This window comes from Janthinobacterium sp. OK676 (assembly GCF_900103595.1).
Classification (GTDB): Bacteria; Pseudomonadota; Gammaproteobacteria; order Burkholderiales; family Burkholderiaceae_D; genus Janthinobacterium.
The window spans coordinates 101,715-121,715 of record NZ_FNHA01000002.1; the positions used below are offsets into that span (position 1 = coordinate 101,715).

22 protein-coding genes are annotated in these 20,001 nt (G+C 63.3%); 3 read left to right on the forward strand and 19 right to left on the reverse strand.

The genetic code is table 11. The annotated features are described in order from the left end of the window. Position 1 precedes the first annotated feature (1 nt). The 10 genes from iscX to BLU39_RS04090 all read right to left on the reverse strand — a co-directional run bounded on the left by iscX (position 2) and on the right by BLU39_RS04090 (position 7,484). Complete coding sequence (gene iscX / locus BLU39_RS04045; protein WP_034750067.1) at positions 2–196, reverse strand: Fe-S cluster assembly protein IscX; 195 nt, start codon at positions 194–196, stop codon at positions 2–4. A gap of 1 nt (position 197) precedes the next feature. Further along, positions 198–539, reverse strand: a complete 342-nt coding sequence (gene fdx, locus BLU39_RS04050) for an ISC system 2Fe-2S type ferredoxin (protein ID WP_034750070.1) — start codon at positions 537–539, stop codon at positions 198–200. 61 nt (positions 540–600) lie between these two features. Next, entirely contained in the window at positions 601–2,487 is a 1,887-nt protein-coding gene (hscA, locus tag BLU39_RS04055; protein ID WP_092710138.1) for a Fe-S protein assembly chaperone HscA, read from the reverse strand. Positions 2,488–2,595: 108 nt separating this feature from the next. Next, complete coding sequence (gene hscB / locus BLU39_RS04060; protein WP_035820574.1) at positions 2,596–3,111, reverse strand: Fe-S protein assembly co-chaperone HscB; 516 nt, start codon at positions 3,109–3,111, stop codon at positions 2,596–2,598. 66 nt (positions 3,112–3,177) lie between these two features. Continuing rightward, complete coding sequence (iscA, locus tag BLU39_RS04065; RefSeq protein ID WP_034750079.1) at positions 3,178–3,498, reverse strand: iron-sulfur cluster assembly protein IscA; 321 nt, start codon at positions 3,496–3,498, stop codon at positions 3,178–3,180. A 51-nt stretch (positions 3,499–3,549) separates the two neighbouring features. Further along, a complete protein-coding gene (gene iscU / locus BLU39_RS04070) occupies positions 3,550–3,939 on the reverse strand; it encodes a Fe-S cluster assembly scaffold IscU (protein ID WP_034779562.1) in 390 nt (129 codons plus the stop codon). 53 nt (positions 3,940–3,992) lie between these two features. Beyond that, on the reverse strand, positions 3,993–5,219 hold the full coding sequence (locus BLU39_RS04075) for an IscS subfamily cysteine desulfurase (protein ID WP_302848392.1): 1,227 nt from the start codon (positions 5,217–5,219) through the stop codon (positions 3,993–3,995). 70 nt (positions 5,220–5,289) lie between these two features. After that, the gene (gene iscR / locus BLU39_RS04080; RefSeq protein WP_092710141.1) at positions 5,290–5,766 is read right to left on the reverse strand and encodes a Fe-S cluster assembly transcriptional regulator IscR; all 477 of its coding nucleotides are present in this window, start codon (positions 5,764–5,766) and stop codon (positions 5,290–5,292) included. Positions 5,767–6,115: 349 nt separating this feature from the next. After that, positions 6,116–6,667: an NADAR family protein gene (locus BLU39_RS04085; protein WP_092710143.1), complete on the reverse strand. Its 552-nt coding sequence runs from the start codon at positions 6,665–6,667 to the stop codon at positions 6,116–6,118. 37 nt (positions 6,668–6,704) lie between these two features. Next, the gene (locus BLU39_RS04090; protein ID WP_092710147.1) at positions 6,705–7,484 is read right to left on the reverse strand and encodes a uracil-DNA glycosylase family protein; all 780 of its coding nucleotides are present in this window, start codon (positions 7,482–7,484) and stop codon (positions 6,705–6,707) included. Between the two features lie 265 nt (positions 7,485–7,749). Between BLU39_RS04090 and BLU39_RS04100 the strand changes: the two genes are divergently transcribed. After that, positions 7,750–9,489, forward strand: coding sequence for a GGDEF domain-containing protein (locus BLU39_RS04100; RefSeq protein ID WP_254788884.1), 1,740 nt, complete (start codon positions 7,750–7,752; stop codon positions 9,487–9,489). Positions 9,490–9,516: 27 nt separating this feature from the next. Here the strand turns inward: BLU39_RS04100 and maiA are convergent, their stop codons facing one another. Genes maiA through BLU39_RS04115 form a run of 3 tightly spaced genes read right to left on the reverse strand, consistent with a single transcriptional unit; the run spans position 9,517 to position 11,784 of the window. Continuing rightward, a complete protein-coding gene (gene maiA, locus BLU39_RS04105; RefSeq protein WP_092710153.1) occupies positions 9,517–10,167 on the reverse strand; it encodes a maleylacetoacetate isomerase in 651 nt (216 codons plus the stop codon). Positions 10,168–10,180: 13 nt separating this feature from the next. Then, a complete protein-coding gene (locus tag BLU39_RS04110; protein ID WP_092710157.1) occupies positions 10,181–11,203 on the reverse strand; it encodes a fumarylacetoacetate hydrolase family protein in 1,023 nt (340 codons plus the stop codon). 47 nt (positions 11,204–11,250) lie between these two features. Beyond that, a complete protein-coding gene (locus tag BLU39_RS04115; protein ID WP_092710160.1) occupies positions 11,251–11,784 on the reverse strand; it encodes a VOC family protein in 534 nt (177 codons plus the stop codon). A 125-nt stretch (positions 11,785–11,909) separates the two neighbouring features. Between BLU39_RS04115 and BLU39_RS04120 the strand changes: the two genes are divergently transcribed. Continuing rightward, positions 11,910–12,845, forward strand: a complete 936-nt coding sequence (locus BLU39_RS04120; protein ID WP_092710162.1) for a LysR family transcriptional regulator — start codon at positions 11,910–11,912, stop codon at positions 12,843–12,845. A 62-nt stretch (positions 12,846–12,907) separates the two neighbouring features. Next, entirely contained in the window at positions 12,908–13,495 is a 588-nt protein-coding gene (locus tag BLU39_RS04125) for a gamma-glutamylcyclotransferase (protein ID WP_092711265.1), read from the forward strand. 4 nt (positions 13,496–13,499) lie between these two features. Here BLU39_RS04125 and BLU39_RS04130 read toward each other — a convergent pair whose 3' ends face one another. The 6 genes from BLU39_RS04130 to tssA all read right to left on the reverse strand — a co-directional run bounded on the left by BLU39_RS04130 (position 13,500) and on the right by tssA (position 19,846). Further along, on the reverse strand, positions 13,500–14,642 hold the full coding sequence (locus BLU39_RS04130; protein WP_092711267.1) for a PA0069 family radical SAM protein: 1,143 nt from the start codon (positions 14,640–14,642) through the stop codon (positions 13,500–13,502). 128 nt (positions 14,643–14,770) lie between these two features. After that, positions 14,771–15,475: a tRNA-uridine aminocarboxypropyltransferase gene (locus BLU39_RS04135; protein WP_368087022.1), complete on the reverse strand. Its 705-nt coding sequence runs from the start codon at positions 15,473–15,475 to the stop codon at positions 14,771–14,773. A gap of 86 nt (positions 15,476–15,561) precedes the next feature. After that, complete coding sequence (locus BLU39_RS04140) at positions 15,562–17,319, reverse strand: methyl-accepting chemotaxis protein (protein ID WP_092710167.1); 1,758 nt, start codon at positions 17,317–17,319, stop codon at positions 15,562–15,564. Positions 17,320–17,584: 265 nt separating this feature from the next. Continuing rightward, positions 17,585–18,097, reverse strand: a complete 513-nt coding sequence (locus BLU39_RS04145; protein ID WP_092711269.1) for a lipocalin family protein — start codon at positions 18,095–18,097, stop codon at positions 17,585–17,587. A 21-nt stretch (positions 18,098–18,118) separates the two neighbouring features. Next, on the reverse strand, positions 18,119–18,910 hold the full coding sequence (locus BLU39_RS04150) for a substrate-binding periplasmic protein (RefSeq protein WP_254788885.1): 792 nt from the start codon (positions 18,908–18,910) through the stop codon (positions 18,119–18,121). Between the two features lie 42 nt (positions 18,911–18,952). Then, positions 18,953–19,846: a type VI secretion system protein TssA gene (tssA, locus tag BLU39_RS04155; RefSeq protein ID WP_368087020.1), complete on the reverse strand. Its 894-nt coding sequence runs from the start codon at positions 19,844–19,846 to the stop codon at positions 18,953–18,955. Between the last annotated feature and the right edge of the window lie 155 nt (positions 19,847–20,001).

Consider the following 20,001-nt stretch of genomic DNA (forward strand, 5'->3'; position numbering starts at 1 on the left):
CTTAGCGCGCTTCATCGATCCACGCCATCTGTATCGCTTCGAGCACTTTTTCGCCGCCGCGCGTGTGGTCATCGTCGAAACCGTCCAGTTCCACCACCCAGTTATGCAGGTCGGTGAAACGCACGGTCAGGGGATCGATGTCCGGATGCGTATCGAACAAGGCTTCGGCGATCGCGGTGATGTCGGACCATTTCATGTTAGTGGCTGCCTTCGCTGACCTGGTTGATCGTGTATTTCGGGATTTCGACGACGAGGTCCGCCTCGGCCACGATGGACTGGCACGACAGGCGCGACACGGCTTCCAGGCCCCAGGCCTTGTCCAGCATGTCTTCTTCCAGTTCCGTCGCTTCGTTCAAGGATTCGATGCCTTCGCGCACCAGCACGTGGCAGGTGGTGCAGGCGCACGATTTTTCGCAGGCGTGCTCGATGTCGATGTCGTTTTCCAGCAGGATGTCGCAGATGGATTTGCCGGCAGGTGCTTCGATGACGGCGCCGTCCGGGCAAAGCTTGGCGTGCGGCAGGATAACGATTTGTGGCATGGTGTCTTCTTTCAGTCTGTCATTCGGAGCGCGGCCGCAGCTTCGGCGGCGCGCTGTTCAATTAGTCTTGTACGACCTGGTCCAGCGATTTGCCGGTCAAGGCAGTGCGCACGCTGCGGTCCATGCGGCGCGAGGCGAAATCCTCGGTGCCGTCGGCGAGCTGCTCGATCGCCAGCTTCAAGGCCTGGTGGTCGATGGCGCCGCTCTGCGATTGCGCGATGGCGTCGCGCACCCGCTGCATCAAGCCATCCACCGCCACGCGTTCGGCCTCGTCGAGCAAGCCGCCGTCTTCATCGAGCGCCGACTGCGTGGCCAGCAGGATGCGCTCCGCTTCCACCTGCTCTTCACGCAGCGCGCGCGCCACCATGTCGACGTCGGCCGAGGTGTACGAGTCCTGCAGCATGCGGGCGATATCGTCGTCGCCCAGGCCATACGCCGGCTTGACGCTGATCGACGCTTCCACGCCCGAGCGCAATTCGCGCGCCGAGACGGACAGCAAACCGTCCGCATCGACCTGATAGGTGATGCGGATGCGCGCGGCGCCCGCCACCATCGGCGGAATGCCGCGCAGCTCGAAGCGCGCCAAGGAACGACAGTCGCTCACCAGTTCGCGCTCGCCCTGCAGCACGTGTACGGCCAGGGCCGTCTGGCCATCTTTGAAGGTCGTGAATTCCTGCGCACGTGCGCATGGAATCGTCGAATTACGGGGGATGATTTTCTCCACCAGGCCGCCCATGGTTTCGATGCCCAGCGACAGCGGAATCACGTCGAGCAGCAGCCAGTCGTCGCCGGCGGCGCGGTTACCGGCCAGCAAGTTCGCCTGGATGGCGGCGCCCAGCGCCACCACTTTATCCGGGTCGATATTCGCGTGCGGCGTCGTGTGGAAGAATTCGCTGACGGCGCGCTGCACGTGCGGCATGCGCGTGGCGCCGCCCACCATCACCACGCCGTCGACGTCGTCCGCATCCACGTTCGCGTCGCGCAAGGCCTTCTTGATGGCGTTCATGGTCTTGGCGACCAAATGCTGCGTCATGGCGGCAAAGTCGGCAGCTGTAACGCGCAGGTGGATCTCTTCGCCCGAGTTCAGCTTGGCGTCGATCGTCGTTTCCGGCTTGGTCGACAGCAGCTCCTTGATCTCGCGCGCTTTCACCATCAGGATGGCCGTGTCTTCGTCCGACAGGGGCGCCAGCTTGGCGTGTTCGCTGATCCAGCAGAACAGGCGGCGATCGAAATCGTCGCCGCCGAGGGCCGAATCGCCGCCCGTGGACAGCACTTCGAAGACGCCCTTGCTCAGTTTCAGGATCGAGATGTCGAAGGTGCCGCCGCCGAGGTCATACACGGCGTACACGCCTTCGGACGCGTTGTCGAGGCCATACGCGATGGCGGCGGCCGTCGGCTCGCTCAAGAGGCGCAGCACGTTGATACCGGCCAGCTGCGCCGCATCTTTTGTTGCCTGGCGCTGCGCGTCGTCAAAATAGGCGGGCACGGTGATCACGGCGCCGACCAGGTCGTCACCGAGCGAATCTTCCGCGCGCTGGCGCAGGGTGGCGAGAATTTGCGCCGACACTTCGACGGGACTTTTCACGCCGGCCACGGTTTTCAGCTGCACCATGCCAGGCGTATCCTGGAAGTCGTAGGGCAGGTTTTCCGCGTAGGCGATGTCGGCCAGGCCGCGGCCCATGAAGCGTTTCACGGAGACGATGGTGTTCTTCGGGTCGGTGGTCTGCGCGGACAGGGCCTTGTAGCCGATGTTTGCATGGCCATTCGGCAAGTAGCGCACGACGGACGGCAGCAGGGAGTGCCCTTCCTCGTCGTTGAGCACCTCGGGAATGCTGTTGCGGACGGTCGCGACCAGGGAATTGGTGGTGCCCAGATCGATGCCGACGGCCAGGCGGTGCTGGTGCGGCGCGGTCGACATGCCTGGTTCGGAGATTTGCAGAAGTGCCATTGTATTCGTGCCTCGATTAATTTTTTGCGTGGTGCGGTTGATGCCTGTCGCGCATTATAAGACGCGCGCCAGACTGGCGCTTGGCACGCCGGTCAAGCTATCCGGAGATCAGACTTCAATCGCCTCATAGGCAAAACGGACTTCCTCGCCGAATTTGTCGAGGAACATCAGGGCGCGCACGCTTTGCGCGGCATTCACATAGTCGGCCGCGTCGAGCTGGGCCGCCACCTGGGCCAGCAAGGCCTTGCGTTCGCCGCGCAGCTGGCGGTCCAGGGCGTCGAGCGCGTCGGCATCCTTGCCGGCACGCGCGTCGCCCAGTTCTTCGCGCCACTCCATCTGCTGCATCAGGAAGCTGACGGGCATGGCCGTGTTCGACTCCGTCTGCAGGTCGACACCATTGAGTTCGCACAGGTATTGCGCGCGTTTTTGCGGGCTTTTCAGTGTTTGGTAGGCTTCATTGGCGCGCGTGGCCCATTGCATCGCCACGCGCTTTTCAGCACTGCTGGCGTTGATGAAGCGGTCCGGGTGGACCTTGCCCTGCACGTCGCGGTAGGCCGCGTCGAGCGCGCTCATGTCGAGCGAGAACTGCGCCGGCAACTGGAATAATTCGAAGTGGTTTTGCATAATGGTCAGTGGTCGCTGTACCTCAATCGATGGGTACAGCGCACCGACCGGGGTCTTGCCAGCTGTTTAAATCCTGAAGGACTCGCCGCAGCCGCAGGCGTCTTTTTCGTTCGGATTGTGGAACTTGAAGCCTTCGTTCAAGCCTTCGCGCGCGAAATCGAGTTCCGTGCCGTCGATGTAAGGCAAGCTTTTCGGGTCGACGAAGACTTTCACGCCGTGCGATTCGAAGACGCTGTCTTCGGCCGCCGCTTCATCGACATATTCGAGCTTGTAAGCCAGGCCCGAGCAGCCCGTGGTCCGCACGCCGAAGCGCAAACCCATGCCCTTGCCGCGCCGTTCGATATAACGGTTGATGTGTTTCGCCGCTTTTTCGGTCAGTGTGATCATGTATTTCTCCGTAACTGCCCCGGCCTTGCGGCTGGGGCGGGCTACCAACGTTTAAGCTGCTGCCGGGTGACGGGTCTGGTAATCCAGTACCGCCGCCTTGATGGCGTCTTCCGCCAGGATGGAGCAGTGGATCTTCACTGGCGGCAGAGCCAGTTCTTCGGCGATCTGCGTGTTCTTGATGGCCAGCGCCTGGTCCAGGGTCTTGCCCTTGACCCATTCCGTTACCAGCGAGCTCGACGCGATGGCCGAACCGCAGCCGTAGGTCTTGAACTTCGCATCTTCGATCAGGCCATCGGCGCCGACCTTGATCTGCAGTTTCATCACGTCGCCGCAGGCGGGCGCGCCGACCATGCCGGTGCCGATGGTTTCATCACCCTTGTCGAAAGCGCCCACGTTGCGCGGGTTTTCGTAATGATCGAGTACTTTGTCCGAGTAAGCCATTTTGATGCTCCTTTAATATTCTTGCCGGCCCCGTCAAGGGGCCACGGTGTTGGTTAGTGGGCCGCCCATTGAATCGAATTAATGTCGATTCCATCCTTGAACATGTCCCACAGCGGCGACAGTTCGCGCAGCTTGTGTACTTTCGATTTCAGCAGGTTGACGGCGAAGTCGATGTCTTCCTCGGTCGAGAAGCGGCCGATGGTGAAGCGGATCGAGCTGTGCGCCAGTTCGTCGCTGCGGCCCAGGGCGCGCAGCACGTACGATGGTTCCAGGCTGGCCGAGGTGCAGGCCGAACCGGACGACACGGCGATATCCTTGATCGCCATGATCAGCGACTCGCCTTCGACGTAGTTGAAGCTCACGTTCAGGTTGTGCGGCACGCGGTGATCCATGTCGCCGTTGATGTAGACTTCTTCGATCTCCTGCAAGCCCTTGGCCAGGCGGTCGCGCAAGGCCTTGATACGGCCGATTTCGCTGTCCATTTCTTCCTTGGCGATACGGAACGCTTCGCCCATGCCGACGATCTGGTGCGTCGGCAGGGTGCCCGAGCGCAGGCCGCGCTCATGGCCGCCACCGTGCATCTGCGCTTCCAGGCGCACGCGCGGCTTGCGGCACACGTACAGGGCGCCCACGCCTTTCGGGCCGTAGGTCTTGTGCGCCGTGAAGGTCATCAGGTCGACCTTGGTCTTTTGCAGGTCGATGACGACCTTGCCCGTCGCTTGCGCGGCGTCGCAATGGAAGATGATGCCTTTCGAGCGGCAGAATACGCCGATCTCGTCGATCGGCTGGATCACGCCGATTTCGTTATTCACCAGCATGACCGACACGAGGATGGTGTCCGGGCGCACGGCCGCGGCCAGCTGCTCGACGGTGATGAGGCCGTTGTCTTGCGGTTCCAGGTAGGTCGCTTCAAAGCCGATGCGTTCCAGTTCGCGCACCGTATCGAGTACCGATTTGTGCTCGGTCTTGACGGTAATGATGTGCTTGCCCTTGGTCTTGTAGAACTGTGCCGCGCCCTTGATGGCCAGGTTGTTGCTTTCCGTCGCGCCGGACGTCCAGATGATTTCGCGCGGATCGGCGTTCACCAGGGCCGCCACGTGGCCGCGCGCCTCTTCCACGGCTTTTTCCGCCGTCCAGCCATACATGTGGCTGCGCGATGCCGGATTGCCGAACTGCTCGCGCAGGTAGGGAATCATCTTGTCGGCGACGCGGGGATCGATCGGCGTGGTGGCCGAGTAATCCATGTAGATCGGGAAATGCGGTGCGGTTTCAAAGTGCACTTGGCCTACGTTTTTTTCTGGGGCGTTCATCAATAACTCCTGCAATCAGCAACTTAGTATTTTGTAATATTCAACCGATGGCGGCCTGGTTACGATGCATCACCATCACGCTTTGTTCGGCATTCTTTTGTCTCTGCTGGTCGACCAGGTCCTGCAAGGACACAGAATCCAGATAATCGACCATTTTTTCGTTGAGTGTGGACCACAATTCATGCGTCATGCAGCGCGCACCCGTAGCCGCGTCGGCGCCGTGGCAATGCTCCTTGCCGCCGCACTGCGTGGCGTCCAGCGGCTCGTCGACGGCGATGATGATGTCGGCCACCGTCACCTTGTCCGCACGGCGCGCCAGGCTGTAGCCGCCGCCGGGACCGCGGATCGATTCGACGATCTCATGGCGGCGCAGCTTGCCGAACAGCTGTTCCAGGTAGGACAGGGAAATCGACTGGCGCTGGCTGATGCCGGACAGAGTGACCGGACCTTTACCCTGGCGCAGGGCAAGATCGATCATCGCTGTCACGGCAAAACGGCCTTTTGTAGTCAGACGCATACATCCTCGGTTCAACTGGTTTAAAATATTGCGGTTTTTCAACTTCTCAAACCCTGAGTAGTTGAATGATTTAGTCAAGTATAACAAATTCGGCGGGGTTTGTCAGAGCGCCCCTCGATGACCACAGGGCTGGCAGGGGCTTAACAGGCCACGCGTGAGATGGCGGCCTCAAGAAAACAAGAATCAAACAACAATAGGACAATCGCCGGCTTCACGGCACCTGACAAAACCGTCGCGAGCGGAAGGGAGAGGTGGCCGAGAAGCGCAACCGTACTGAGTACGGGGGCGCCGAGCCGGTGAGCATCGCAGGCTACCTATACCGACGCGCAGCAGGTTTGGTCAGGCGCTATCACCCTCGTAAGGCGCTGCGTACTTTCATCAGTTCAAAACCGAGCAAGTTCAAGCCGTCCCAGCTGGCGGGGTCCAGGATGCGCGGATTGTCCGACGCCAGGCCCACGCCCCAGATGCGGTCGACGGGACTGGCTTCGACGATGACGCGCTCGCCCGTGCCCAGCAGAAACTTGCGCAGCGCCGCCTTTTGCGAGAACTTGGCAAAGTTGCCATCGAAGACGATGCCGGCGCGCGCCGCTTCCCACACCTTGGCGTCGAAGTTCGCCACTTCGCGTCCCAGCTTTTTCACTTCCGACGGCCGCGCGGCCGCCACGATACGCGCCTGCACGGCCGTGTCGCCAAACAGGGCCGCCTTTTGCGCCATCATGTAGTGCTCGGCCGTCGCATACGTCACGCCGGCCAGGCTGAAGGGCGACGGGAACCACTGGCTGAAGCAGCTTTTATCGGGCACCTGCGGCTGGGCCGGCGTGTGGCCCCAGAAATACAGATAGTCGGGCACGCCGCCCGCCGCGATCCACGCCTTCAATTCTTCCACGTTACTGATTTGCATATTCCCCGCACTTCCGCCAGATGGCGTCAATTCAATCTCAAGCACGCAATAGCTGCATCGGGCCAAACAAGGCCTGCATGTCACGATTGCCGATAAAGGACAGATTATACGGATGTTCCGCCGTCACCTGCGGCAACGATGCCGCCACCGGCAGGCGTTTGATGAGCTCGGCAATCTTGCCCCACAGCACCAGTTGCGGCAAGGTCGCCCCGCCCTGCCGCGCCAGCGCTTCGAGCACCACCTGCAGGAAGGGCAGCCAGCCGCGCGCATCCTGCACGGGCGGCACGTGGGCACGGAATACCAGCGCCGCGTTGAGCAGCAAAAAGCCCTGCTCCGTCATCTTGCGCTGCAGGTCGGGCAGGGTCTGGATCACGCCGCTGCCGGCTTGCAGCGCGGCGGCCGCCACGGGCGCCATGGCGGTGCCCGACGTGTCGCCGCCCTGCAGCTGGCCATCGGCCACCAGCAACATTTTCATGAAGTTGCGCAGGGAGGTGGCGCGGTTGACGGGCTTCGACAGGCCCGTGGCCGACCACAGACTGCCGACGGCGCCATCCATGAAGCACACGCCCGTGGCGCTGTCGGCGCGCGGATACGGCCCCTCGCCCACCAGCACATGGCGCACCTGCGCCAGCGGCAGGGCAAAGGCGGCGAACAGCCTGCCCTGCGTGGGCAGGTAATCGTCGGCGGCCAGCGCCGGCAGGTAGGCGGGATCGGCCGCCATCACGGCCTGCAAGCCGCGCAGCAAAATGGGACGCCAGGAAGCATGCGCCAGGGACAGGGTATCGGTGATGCTGGCAGGAACGGTTGTGACGATCATGGCGCGTGAAGTATTTGGGCAAACGCAAATTGTAGCGCACCGGTACGCCTGCATTGTTGAATGAGCACAATCCCCACCTTCCACAGCAATACCAATATAACAACAGTCGTATCAAAAATTACACGCCGCCTGCGCCAATCGAGGCTGGCAATGCTAGACTGGTTTCCTTGGAACTTGAGCCACATCAAGAAATAGTGCTTGCCGGATTCTTCCATCCACTACCACTCATTACGCCTGTGCAAGTTCTCAACACACTGCCCTGTCCATGCCCTGTCCCTACCTCATCCGTTTGCGCGCCGCGATACGCCTGCCCTGCCTGAGCTTTCTGCTGTCGCTATGCTGCAACGCACCCGTCCATGCGCAAGACCTGGCGCAGATCAGCGCACCGCGTTTTGCGCCAAGACAGGTGCTGGTACTGTATTCGCTGGGCAGCGATGCCTCATCGCAGTGGCAAACGCTGATCCACAAGGGCATGAGCGCGGAACTGGCCAACGAGAACTGGCGCCTCGCGCCCGGCATCTACGAGGAGCGGCTCGATTCCGTGCGCGTGGGCGAACAGCCTGCCGTAGCCGGGCTGGAAACCTATCTGCAAACCAAGTACAGGATGGTGCAGTTCGACGCCATCATCACGGAAAACTACCTGGCGGCCCAGTTCCTGAGCCGACACCCGACACTGTTTCCCGGCGTGCCCCGCTACTATGTGAACCAGGGACGGCAGGACTGGGCGCCTGCCGACGGCATCAATCTCGACGTGCGCCACGATTTCGGCAAGGCCGTCGCCGTCATGCTGCGGGTGACGCCGGGGCTGCGCCATATCGCCATCGTCGGCGACGCCAGCGCACGCGGCCAGGCGTGGATCGCCGCCATTCGCGCCGCCATCGCGCCCTACCACGACCGGCTCGAGGTCGAGTTCTGGGATCACCTGAGCCAGGATGAATTGTGGCGCCGCACCGGAATGCTGGGAAAGGGCAGCGCCATCTACCTGCTGCCCGTCTACCGCGACGGGCTGGGACAGCGCACCACGCCGCCCGTGATGGCGCGCGACCTGGCCTCGCGCAGCGCCGTGCCCATTTTCACCAGCGTGGAATCGCTGATACTGCCCGGCGTGGTGGGCGGCTATGTCATCAGCGGCGAGAAAGTGGGGCGCACCATCGCGCGCATCCTGCTGGGCAGGACGCCCGACCCGGACGGCATGCAGGCGTACATCTTCGACGATGCGGCGGTACAGCGTTTCGGCTTGCGCAACCTGCCCGGCGAGGCGCGCATCCTGAACCGGCCACAGGGAGTATGGGCGCAATATCACTGGCAGATCATCGCCGGGCTGTCGCTGATCGCGCTGCAAGCGGCACTGATCACGGCCCTGCTGCTGGCCCAGCGCAGCCGCCGCGCCAGCGTGGCCACCCTGCATGCGGAGCGCGACATGCTCGAGGAACGTGTCTTGCAGCGCACCCTGGAACTGCTGGTGGCCAACTCCCGGCTGGAGCAGCAAGCCACGACCGACCCGCTGACGGGCCTGGGCAACCGCCGCATGATGACCCTGCGGCTGACGGAGGAGCTTGAGCGCGCCCAGCGCTTCGGTCATACGCTGTCGCTGCTGATGATCGATATCGACCACTTCAAGCGCATCAATGACGGCCATGGCCACGACGCGGGAGACCGCGCCATCGCTGCCGTCGCGCAAGTGCTGCGCAGCGTCACGCGGGGCATGGATACGGCGGCGCGCTTTGGGGGCGAGGAATTCGTGCTGCTGATGCCGGAGACGCCGCTGACAGTGGCGCTGGACGTGGCCGAGCGCCTGCGCCTGGCGGCAGCCGGCTTGCGCGTGGAATGCGATGACGGCCAACTGGTCAGCCTGACCATCAGCATCGGCGTGACATCGAATACGCCGCAATCGACGGCGCCGGCCAAGCGGCAAGCGGACAACTTGACGGATCTGCTGATCCGCGCCGACCAGGCCCTGTACCGCGCCAAACATGGCGGACGGGACAGGGTCGAGTGGAGCTGAACCCGCCCCCCTTATTGACCGGACGCCCTATTCGGCGTCAGGCTGCTGCGACGGATGGGCGGCCGCAAACGCGGGCAAGGCGGCGCAATGCGCATGAATGCGCGCCACGCGCGGGTACGGAGCCAGGTCGATGGCGAAGCGCTGCGCATTGAATACCTGCGGCACCAGGCAGCAATCGGCTATCGTCGGACTGTCGCCATGGCAGAACAGGCCCGTGCCGGCCGGATCGCCCTGCGCCAGCAGCGCTTCGACGGCCGCCAGCCCCTCGGCCATCCAATGGCGGTACCACTCCTGCTTGGCCTCGTCCGACAGCCCCAGCGTGTTTTTCAGGTATTTCAGCACGCGCAGATTCGTCAGCGGATGCGCGTCGCAGGCGATGGCCAGCGCCAGCGCGCGCACGCGGGCCCTTCCCAGCGCGTCCGCCGGCAGCAGCGGCACGGCCGGCCGCGTCTCGTCCAGATATTCAAGCATCGCCAGCGACTGCGTCAGGATGGCGCCCTCGTCGTCGAGCGCCGGCACCAGGGCCGACGGGTTGACGGCGCGGTAGGCTGGCAGCAGCTGCTGTCCGCCATCCTGCAGCAGATGCACGGGGATGCTGTCGTAGGCAATGCCTTTGAGATTCAAGGCAATGCGCACGCGGTAGGCGGCCGAACTGCGGAAATAGGTGTACAGCTTCATGGGCGCCCTCCCCTCAGGCGCGGCCGGCGTACAGGGCCACGGTCTGCTCGATGCTGCCGAAGATGCTGGCGCCGGCCGCGTCGCGCATCTCGATGCGCACCGTGTCGCCGAACTTCAGGTAGGCCGTCTTGGGCGCGCCGTGTTCGATGGTTTCATACATGCGCACTTCGGCCAGGCAGCAGTAACCGACGCCGCCGTTCTCGATGCTCGAGCCAAACAGGTTGCCCTGCTTGTTCGACACGGTGCCGGAACCGACGATGCTGCCGGCGCCCAGTTCGCGCGTCTTGGCCGCATGGGCGACGAGTTGCGCAAAGTTGAAGGTCATGTCTTCGCCCGCATTCGGCTTGCCGAAGGGCTTGTCGTTCAGGTCCACCAGCAGCGGCAAATGCAGCTTGCTGTCCGCCCATTCATTACCCAGTTCGTCCGGCGTGACGGCGACGGGCGAAAACGCGCTGGCCGCCTTCGACTGGAAGAAGCCGAAACCCTTGGCCAGTTCGCCCGGAATGAGGTTGCGCAAGGAGACATCGTTGACCAGCATGAGCAGGCGGATGGCTTTTGCCGCGTCGTCCACGCCGGCACCCATGGCCACGTCGCCCGTAATCACCGCCACTTCCGCTTCCAGGTCGATGCCCCACTCTTCGGACAGGGCGAAGATCGGCTCGCGCGGGCCTATGAAACTGTCGGAGCCACCCTGATACATCAGCGGGTCCGTGTAGAACGAGGCCGGCACTTCCGCGTTGCGCGCCTTGCGCACCAGTTCCACGTGGTTGATGTAGGCGGAACCGTCGGCCCACTGGTAGGCGCGCGGCAGCGGCGAGTGACACAGCTTTGCATCAAACGGCTGCGCGTCCGGCGCCTTGCCCGCGTTCAGGTCGGCGTAGGCCAGTTCCAGTTTCGGCGCGACGGCGTCCCAGTTGTCGAGCGCGACCTGCAACGTGGGCGCGATGGCGGCCACGCGCTGGTACTGGCGCAGGTCGCGGCTGACGAGGACCAGGGCGCCGTCACGGCTGCCGTTTTTCAGGGTTGCGAATTTCATGGCGTTCCTTGTTCGGTGTGTGTTTCAGAGAGTGGGGGGCCGGGCGCTCAGGCGTCGGCCGGCGCATGCATCCAGGCGGCGTGTTTGGGCGCGCGGCGCGTCTGCGACCATTCTTCCAGCATTTCCCATTTGACGGCGTCCAGTTTGGCCATCATCTCGGGCGTGCCCACGTTGGCCGCCAGTTCGAGGCGGTGGCCGTTCGGATCGAAGAAATAGATCGACTGGAAGATGGCGTGGTTGACGGGACCCAGCACCTCGATGCCGCCGGCCACCAGGCGCTCCTTGGCGGCCAGCAGTTCTTCCATGCTGCCCACTTCCAGCGCCAGGTGCTGCACCCAGGCCGGGGTATTGCGGTCGCGGTCCATCGGCGGCTGCGTCGGCAGCTCGAAAAAGGCCAGCACATTGCCCTGGCCCGCGTCGAGGAAGACGTGCATGTACGGGTCCGGCGCCTTGGTCGACGGCACCAGGTCTTCGGCGATGGCGAGGACGAAATTCATGTTCAAATGCTTGACGTACCACTCGACGGTTTTCTTCGCGTCGATGCAGCGATAGGCGACGTGGTGAATTTGCTTGATCTTCATGGTCTGTCTCCAATGGATGGCGCCGTGGGCGCGATGGCTGGCCTGTTTTTCAGCTTTTCACCATTAGAATCGAGTTACAGCTATCATACAAACAATTTTTAACCATTGATTTATCGGATTATCTTATGAGTCCCAGCCTGCGGCAAATGCGCGCCTTCGTGGCGCTGGCCAAGACCGGCAGTTTCACCCTGGCCGCCGAATACCTGCATGTGACGCAATCGGCCTTGAGCGGCTTGATCAAGGAACTGGAAAGCGTGCTGGGCGTACGCGTGGTCGAGCGCAGCACGCGCAAGACGCAACTGTCGGAAATCGGCCGCGAACTGTATCCGCTGTTTGAAAAGATGATCGAGGACCTCGACGGCGCCATGGCCGGCATCGCCCAGCGCAAGGCCCTGAAAACGGGCATGGTGCGCATCGCCGCGCCGCAGATGATGGCGTGCACCCTGCTGCCGGAAGTGATCGCCGCCTACCGCCAGGCGCACCCGGACGTGCAGCTGCGCCTCGTCGACTGCCCCGTGGAGAATGTCTCGGCGCGCGTCTTCAGCGGCGAAGTCGATTTCGGCATCGGTCCCGAGCGCGACCCGACGGCGGAAATTGCCGCGCAGGCGCTGTTCGAAATGCCCTTCGTGCTGGTCTTCCCCGAGCAGCACCCGCTGCGGCAAAAGGAAAGAGTCACATGGGCCGACGTGGGCGACTACCCCTTCATTTCACTGCAGGGCCAGTTCACGGAACGCCTGCTGCGCGACATGCACGGCAGCTTCCGCGAGCTGTCGCTCAACCCCTACAATGAAGTGACGTTCATGACGACGGCGCTGGCCATGGTCAGCGCCAACCTGGGCATCACGGTCTGCCTGCCGTACGCGGAACCGATGGTCAAACTATATCAATTGCAGATGCGCGCCCTGCACGAACCGGAACTGACGCGGCGCTTTTTCGTGTACACGAAGACGGGGCGGTCGCTGTCGCCGGCTGCCGAAAGCTTCATGGCCTTCCTGTTCCAGTTCGTCGAGACGCACGAGTGGAACGTGGGAGCGGGCGGCCCAGCCGGCGCCGTTTTATAATCCACCATCGCCCCTTCACCGCTTACGCCATGACCCAGCCTGACCAGAACGACCTGTCCGCCATCGACGCCGCCACCATCGCCATCAACCAGCGCATGAACAAATTCGACGGCCATGCACAGGTTTGGCTGTTCGGCTATGGCTCGCTGATCTACAAGGCGGACTTTCCGTATATCGAACGCCGCCCCGCCAGCATCGCCGGCTGGACGCGGCGCTTCTGGCAAGGCTCGCACGACCACCGCGGCACGCCGATGGCGCCGGGCCGGGTCGCGACCATCGTGCCGCAGGCCGGCGCCGTGTGCGACGGCATGGCCTACCTGATCACGCCCGAAGTCTTCGCCCACCTCGACCATCGCGAAAAGAACGGCTATTTGCGCCTGGCCACCGACATCACCTTCGAGGACGGCGGCAAGGTCGAAGGCCTCGTGTACATCGCCAACGAGGAAAACGCCGCTTTCCTGGGCGCCGCCCCGGAACTGGACATCGCGCGCCAGATCGCCCGATCAAACGGCCCCAGCGGCCCGAACAGCGAATACCTGCTGCACCTGGCCAGCGCCCTGCGCGAACTGGGCAAGAGCGACCCGCACGTCTTCGCCATCGAGCAGCATCTGGCGCACATCCAGGCAAAGACCCACGATAACGCCGCGTAACTTCTTAAAACAGGTCCAGCTGCCCCGCATTGCCATTTTTCACTTTCGCGCCCAACGGCGGCACCACCAGCGGCCGGCGGAACTGCGTGCAATCGAGCTGCTTGAAGCGGCCGCCCTTGCCGTGCAGCCCCAGCCGGTGCACGGCTTTTTCAAAGCGCTGGCGTATGAGGTCCGCCCACACGCCTTCGCCCCGCATGCGCGCACCGAACGCGCTGTCGTAATCCTTGCCGCCCCGCATTTCGCGTACCCGGTTCATCACGCGCTGCGCCCGTTCCGGGAAGTGCGCTTCCAGCCATTGCTGGAACAAGGGACTCACTTCCCACGGCAGGCGCAGCACCACGTAATGAGCGTGGATGGCGCCCGCGTCGCGCACGGCTTCGAGCAATTGCTCGATTTCCGGTTCCGTCACAAAGGGAATGATGGGCGCGATGCTCACGCCCACGGGGATGCCCGCCTCGGTCAGGGTGCGGATGGTGCGCAGGCGCCGTGCCGGGGCGGCCGCGCGCGGTTCCAGGGTGCGGGCGATGGCCGGGTCGAGCGTGGTGACAGTGACGGCCACTGCCGCCAGATGCCTGGCCGCCATCGGCGCCAGAATGTCGATATCGCGCTCGATCAGCGACGATTTCGTGATCAGCGCCACGGGGTGGTCGCACTCCTGCAGCACTTCCAGCACGCGCCGCGTCAGCTGCCGCTCGCGTTCGCACGGCTGATACGCATCGGTATTGACGCCCAGGGCGATCGGTTCTGGCACGTACGACGGCCTGGCCAGTTCGCGCCGCAACAGCTCGGGCGCGTTCACCTTGGCGTAGATGCGGCTTTCGAAGTCCAGGCCCGGCGACAGGCCCAGATAGCTGTGCGTGGGACGGGCAAAGCAATAGATGCAGCCATGCTCGCAGCCGCGATAGGGATTGAGCGACACATTGAAGGGCAAATCGGGCGAAGCGTTGCGCGTGAGGATGGTGCGCGCCTGCTCGTCGCTGACCTGCGTCTTCCAGGCCGGCGCCGCCTCTTCCCCAGCCGCCCCATCCAGGCCGCCCACGCTCCAGCCATCATCGAAGCCGGCGCGCGCATGCACCTCGTAGCGCCCTTGCAGGTTCGATACGGCACCGCGCCCCTTTTTGGCTTTCAGCGATTGCGGCGGCAGCATGGCTTGCCCGGCAAAGCTGTCATCGTGCTCTGGAATGATTGCTTTCATGAACGGCCCCATCAACTGTATATACGTACAGTATACTATGCCGCTGTCCGGCCAATATCAAGGGCTGCCATGGTGCTATTTCAAGCTTTTTCGCCCTGCGCCATGACATAACTCAACTGCTGCGCCACAAAACCGTCAAATGCCGTGATCAGGGGAACGAAGCGGGCCGCGTCCTGCTCCAACTGCATGAGGGCGTAACACGTTGCTTCCAGGGTCGATAACTGGTCTGGCGCGTGCGCCTTGCGGATCAGGTAATGGGAAGCGGGCGTATCGCGCAAAGGCAGCCGCGGCAGCTGCTGCAACAGGGGATTCAGATACAGCATCTTGCGGCTCTTGCGCCAGGTGGCGTCCAGCACCACCAGCCGCAGGCGGGCCGAAAATGGGGCCGGATCAGACAAGATGGCGGGGTCGAGCGCTGGCGGCGGCGCGATGCCCAGCGAACGGTCGCCTGGCGTATCCGGGTATAGCAACACGTTGTGCTTGCCGGCCAGCAATTCGTCGAGCGTTTCGGGAGCAAACTGCTCGCCCGTCAGCATGTGGCTGTTGGGCAGGCTCAGGTGCAGCAAGCGGGCGCTGCCCTTGGCATTGTGGACTTCCAGCGGATGCTGCAGGATCAGTACTTCCACCGCGTGGGAAACGGGGGTGATCCAGCGGCAGATGCAGCTGCTTTCAGCGCGCAGGCAGGCCGGGCAGCGCGCGCGTTTTGCGGGTTCAGCCGGGGAGGACGATGCAGCGGGTTGGCTGAAGGTATGGCTGGAAGTATTACTGGAGGGTTGGCTGGGGATACGGCGGGTGGTCATGGCGGAGCGCGTTCGCGGCTGTCTTCAAGCCGCGATTGTAGCGCCCGCGCCATGCCAGGGGGAGTTTGCGCTTAAAACTCTTCCCACTCGTCGGCGCCCGACGCCACCGGTGCCTTCGGCGCGCGTGCACGCACGGCGTCCGCTTGCGCCGACTTGCCCGGCGCGGGTGCCGCCACGGCCGGTGCCGGCGCGCGGTACTTGGCAGGCCGCATGACGGGTCGGGTGGCAGCTTTTACTTGAGCAGACGCCGCCACGGACGGACTGGCACTGGCCGACACATAGTGCTGCGCTGCATCGAGCTTGAACAGGCCCACGACGTCGGCCAGCTTGGCAGCCTGTTCCTGCATGGATTCGGCCGCCGCGGCCGCTTCTTCCACCAGGGCCGCGTTTTGCTGCGTCACCTGGTCCATCTGGCCGATGGCCTGGTTGACTTGTTCGATGCCGGCGCGCTGTTCATCGCTGGCGTCCGTGATCTGGTTCATGATCTGCGTCACATGGCTGATGCTTTGCACGATTTCGTCCATGGTGCGGCCCGCCTTGTCCACCAGTTGTGAACCGGCCTCGACCTTTTGCACGGAATCGTCGATCAAGCCCTTGATTTCCTTGGCAGCCGCGCTCGAGCGCTGCGCCAGGTTGCGCACTTCACTGGCCACGACGGCAAAACCACGGCCCTGCTCGCCGGCCCTGGCCGCTTCCACGGCCGCGTTCAGTGCCAGGATATTCGTCTGGAAGGCGATGGCGTCGATGACGCTGATGATGTCGACGATCTTGCGCGAGGAATCGTTGATCGAGCCCATGGTGCTGACCACTTCCGATACCACCACCCCGCCCTTGCTGGCGATCTGCGAGGCGTCGATGGCCAGCTGGTTGGCGCTGCGCGCATTGTCGGCATTGAGTTTCACGGTGGAGGTCAGCTCTTCCATGGAAGACGCCGTCTCTTCCAGCGAGCTGGCCTGCTCTTCCGTGCGTGACGACAAGTCCAGGTTGCCGGCGGCAATTTCACTCGACGCCGTGCTGATCGATTCCGTGCCGGAACGCACCTGGCCGACGATGCTCACCAGCTTGTCGTTCATGTTTTTCAGCGCGTGCATCAATTGCCCCGTTTCATCGCGGCTTTCCACCACGATATGGCTGGTCAGGTCACCGGCGGACACGGCTTCCGCCACTTCGACGGCCCGCGTGATGGGGCGCGTGATCGAGCGCGTGATCCAGTACGCGCAAGCAATGCCCAGCAAGATGGCGACCACGCCAAGCGAGATCAGCAGCGTACGGCCGTTTTCGTAGCGCGAACGGATTTGCGCGGCCGTTTCATCGAGCAATTTGGCTTCCAGCACTTCCAGCTTCTTCAGCGACGCCAGGTAGATGTCGCGCTTGACGGCCATGTCGCCTTCGTACAGGCGCTTGCCCAGTTCCAGGTCGCCCGCATTCTTGGCCTTGAACACGTTCTTGCGCACTTCCGTGTAGGCCTTGCGCGTGCTCAGCACCTCCTGGTATAGCGCCTGCTCTTCGGCGCTCAACTCGCTCTTGCCGATATCGTTCTGGATTTCCGTGGCGCGTGCGGACGAGACCGCCATTTCCTTTTCAAACTGTTTCTGGTGTTCGGGATCGCTGACTTTCCAGGCGGCCGCCGTGCGCGCCGCGTTCACCTCGATGACCTTGGTCCATTCGCCGATCAGGCGCTCGTTGCGCACCTTGACGTTGACGAGCGCATCGGTCTCCTTGCTGGCGCTTTGCATCTGCACGATGCCCACCACGGTCAAGGTCGTCAACAGAAGGAGGACGGCGGCAAAACCGCCACCAAGACGTACGCCGATTTTGAGGTTCTTCATTGCGTGATTCCTATCTGAAAAAAAACGATGCACAGACGCCACGAAACCGACCTACTGCCAGGTATCAATATAGCAGGCATCTGCCGTGCGGCAATCACGAGTGGTGGCGCGAAAGACCCTTCGCCACCGGAATGGCAGCGCGCCGCAGCGCACTACTTTGTAGCAGATTGTGAGTGAATCAGAGGGGCATTGCAAGAAATAACATGCGGAAAAGCAACAGCCAGAAGGCGCTATGCCGCCACGAACGGGCGGCGGGCAGGCAAGGTCAGTTTTGCTTCACATAGATCAATTTCGACGTATCGAAACCCAGGCCGCGGGCCTTGTCGATCAGGCGCTGCTGCACGGCAGGGTCCATGGTCGGCGTGCGCGACAGCAACCACAAGTAAGACTTGTCGGGACCGCTGATCATGGAATAGCTGTAATTTTGCTGGTCGAGGTCGAAGACGATGTAGGAACCATAGAAAGGACCAAAAAACGACACTTTCAGGTAAGCCACGTCTTTCTTGTCCACAAAATACGCCTTGCCTTCCGCCTCCTTCCAGACGGCATCCGCATCCTTGTAGCCGCGGTTGAGCACTTTCAGGCCGCCATCCTGGCGCAGGCTGTAGTCGGCCGTCACATGGCTCAGGCCCCGTTCGAACGAGTGGTCTAGGCGCGCGATCTCGTACCATTTCCCCAGATAGCGGGTCGTGTCGAAATTGCTGACCGGCACAATATTGTCGGGCCGGCCCACGCAGCCGGCCAGCACGAGCACACACAGGAACAGCAGTCTTTTCATGTTTTTCTCCATCATGTTGAATCAGGGTTGCAGCGCGTGATCGACGATGCGGCGGATCGCGCCATTGTTTTGCATGCGCTCGATGGCGGCATTGAATTGTTCGATAAAATCATCGCGGTAAGGGTAGGCGGCAGGCCGGCGCGCCGTAAAACCCAGGTGGCCCTGCTGGCTGGCCAGTTGCGCCGTTTCCTGTATCGCCTGCATCGGCGTGCCCGCCGGCCCCTCGCGCCGGATGCGCTGCAGTTCCCACTGCGCCGACAGGCGGTCGCTGACGTAGCAATCGATACGCCCGCGCATCAGTTTGAGCAGATTCGTGCGCGTGCCCTTGGCCATATCGAGCACGATGTTGGCCGCTTGCACGGCTGCCGTCTGCTTCGCATCGCCCAGCAAAAAACCCGCGTTCACGCCGATGTGCAGGCCGGCGTAATCGGCGGGCCACTGCCGCAGCGTGCGCTTGTCCAGCACATCCTGCTTACACAGCACCACCAGCTGCTCCATCAGCAGCGGCACGGAATAGCGCACGTACGGCCGCTCGCTGCGCCACGAATACGGCGGATACAGGGCAAACGCCTCGCCCGTTTGCAGCATCAGCAAGCCCCGTTTCCACGGCACGGGGCGCAGCTGGACCGCATACTGCGGCATCGATTGCACGGCTACACGCACGATCTCCGTGTAAATGCCTTTCAGCTGGCCGTTGTCGACATAGGAATACGGCGGATAATCGTCGTCGCCATACATCACCACCGGCGTCGCCCCCTCGGCCCGCGCACCGGCGGCGATGAACAGGCATAGCGCGGCAGACAAAATAAGCATTCTGGACATGCGCGAAGAGTAGCATGGAAGGGACCAACGCCATCACCCGTTTGCGCTGTTCGTGCCCAGCATCTCGTCGAGCTGCGCCAGGGTGCTGGAGTCCTTCACAACGGCGCGCAGCCACAGGTGCAGCGGCAGCTCGCCCCAGCTGGCAGCCTTCTCGGCCAGGTAGGCGACGGGGCTGTGCGGCTCCGTTCGGCGGAAGAAATCGGCCACCTGGCGCAGCTGGGCCAGCGCCTGCTGGCGCTGCACGATGGCGCCCCCGCTCCCGCCGGCGCCCTGGCCGGCGGCGGGCGGCGCGCCGGCAAAGTCCGCATCCGATGACAGTGGCGCGATGAAATGAATGGCGCTTTCCAGCGCTTCGCGCGCGGCGCGAAAACTCGGGCCATCGGCCCCGAAACGCGCATCGACGCTGCGCTCGAACGCCAGCAGCGACTGCATGCAGTATTGTGCATCGGCCAGCAAGCCGTCGGAAAATGCGCGCGTATTCCTTTGCCGCGCCGCTTCCATCTGCGCCAGGGTCGCCCCTTCATCACGGCCCGCATCGCCCCAGCCCTGGTCCGTTGCCCCCTGCGCCAGGCTGGCGGCCGCGCGCTGGCGCGCCGCATCGAAATCCTGCAGCGAATACAGGCCGTCGGCGCCTTCGGTCAGCGGGATCTCGCGCAGCAGCTGCGGCGTGCGCGCCAGCAGCCAGAAGACATTGCCGATGCGCTGTTCCTGGTCGCCCTCTTCCGCCGGCGGATACAGGCCATCCCAGTAACGTTCGCACAGGCCGGCCAGCAACGCGTAGCCATCGCCCAGGCCACGGAAGTGGCGCGTTTTCGCGTGCGCCTCGGCCAGCCACACGGCCACGCGCAAATCCTTGCTGTGCGTGGCGAGCAGCTGTTCGCAGCGCGTCGCCACGAACGGCCAGTCGGCTTCCTTCAGCGCCGTCACCCACTCGCCCTGGTCCAGGCTCGGGTCGTCGTGCTGGCGCGCGCGCGATGGCGTCGAGCTCCTGGCTGAAGGTGATGTCGCCGCCGCAGGGGCTGACGGCGCTGACGGGATGCAGCAACTGCTCCAGATTGAACATGGCGCCCTCCGGGGGTGAC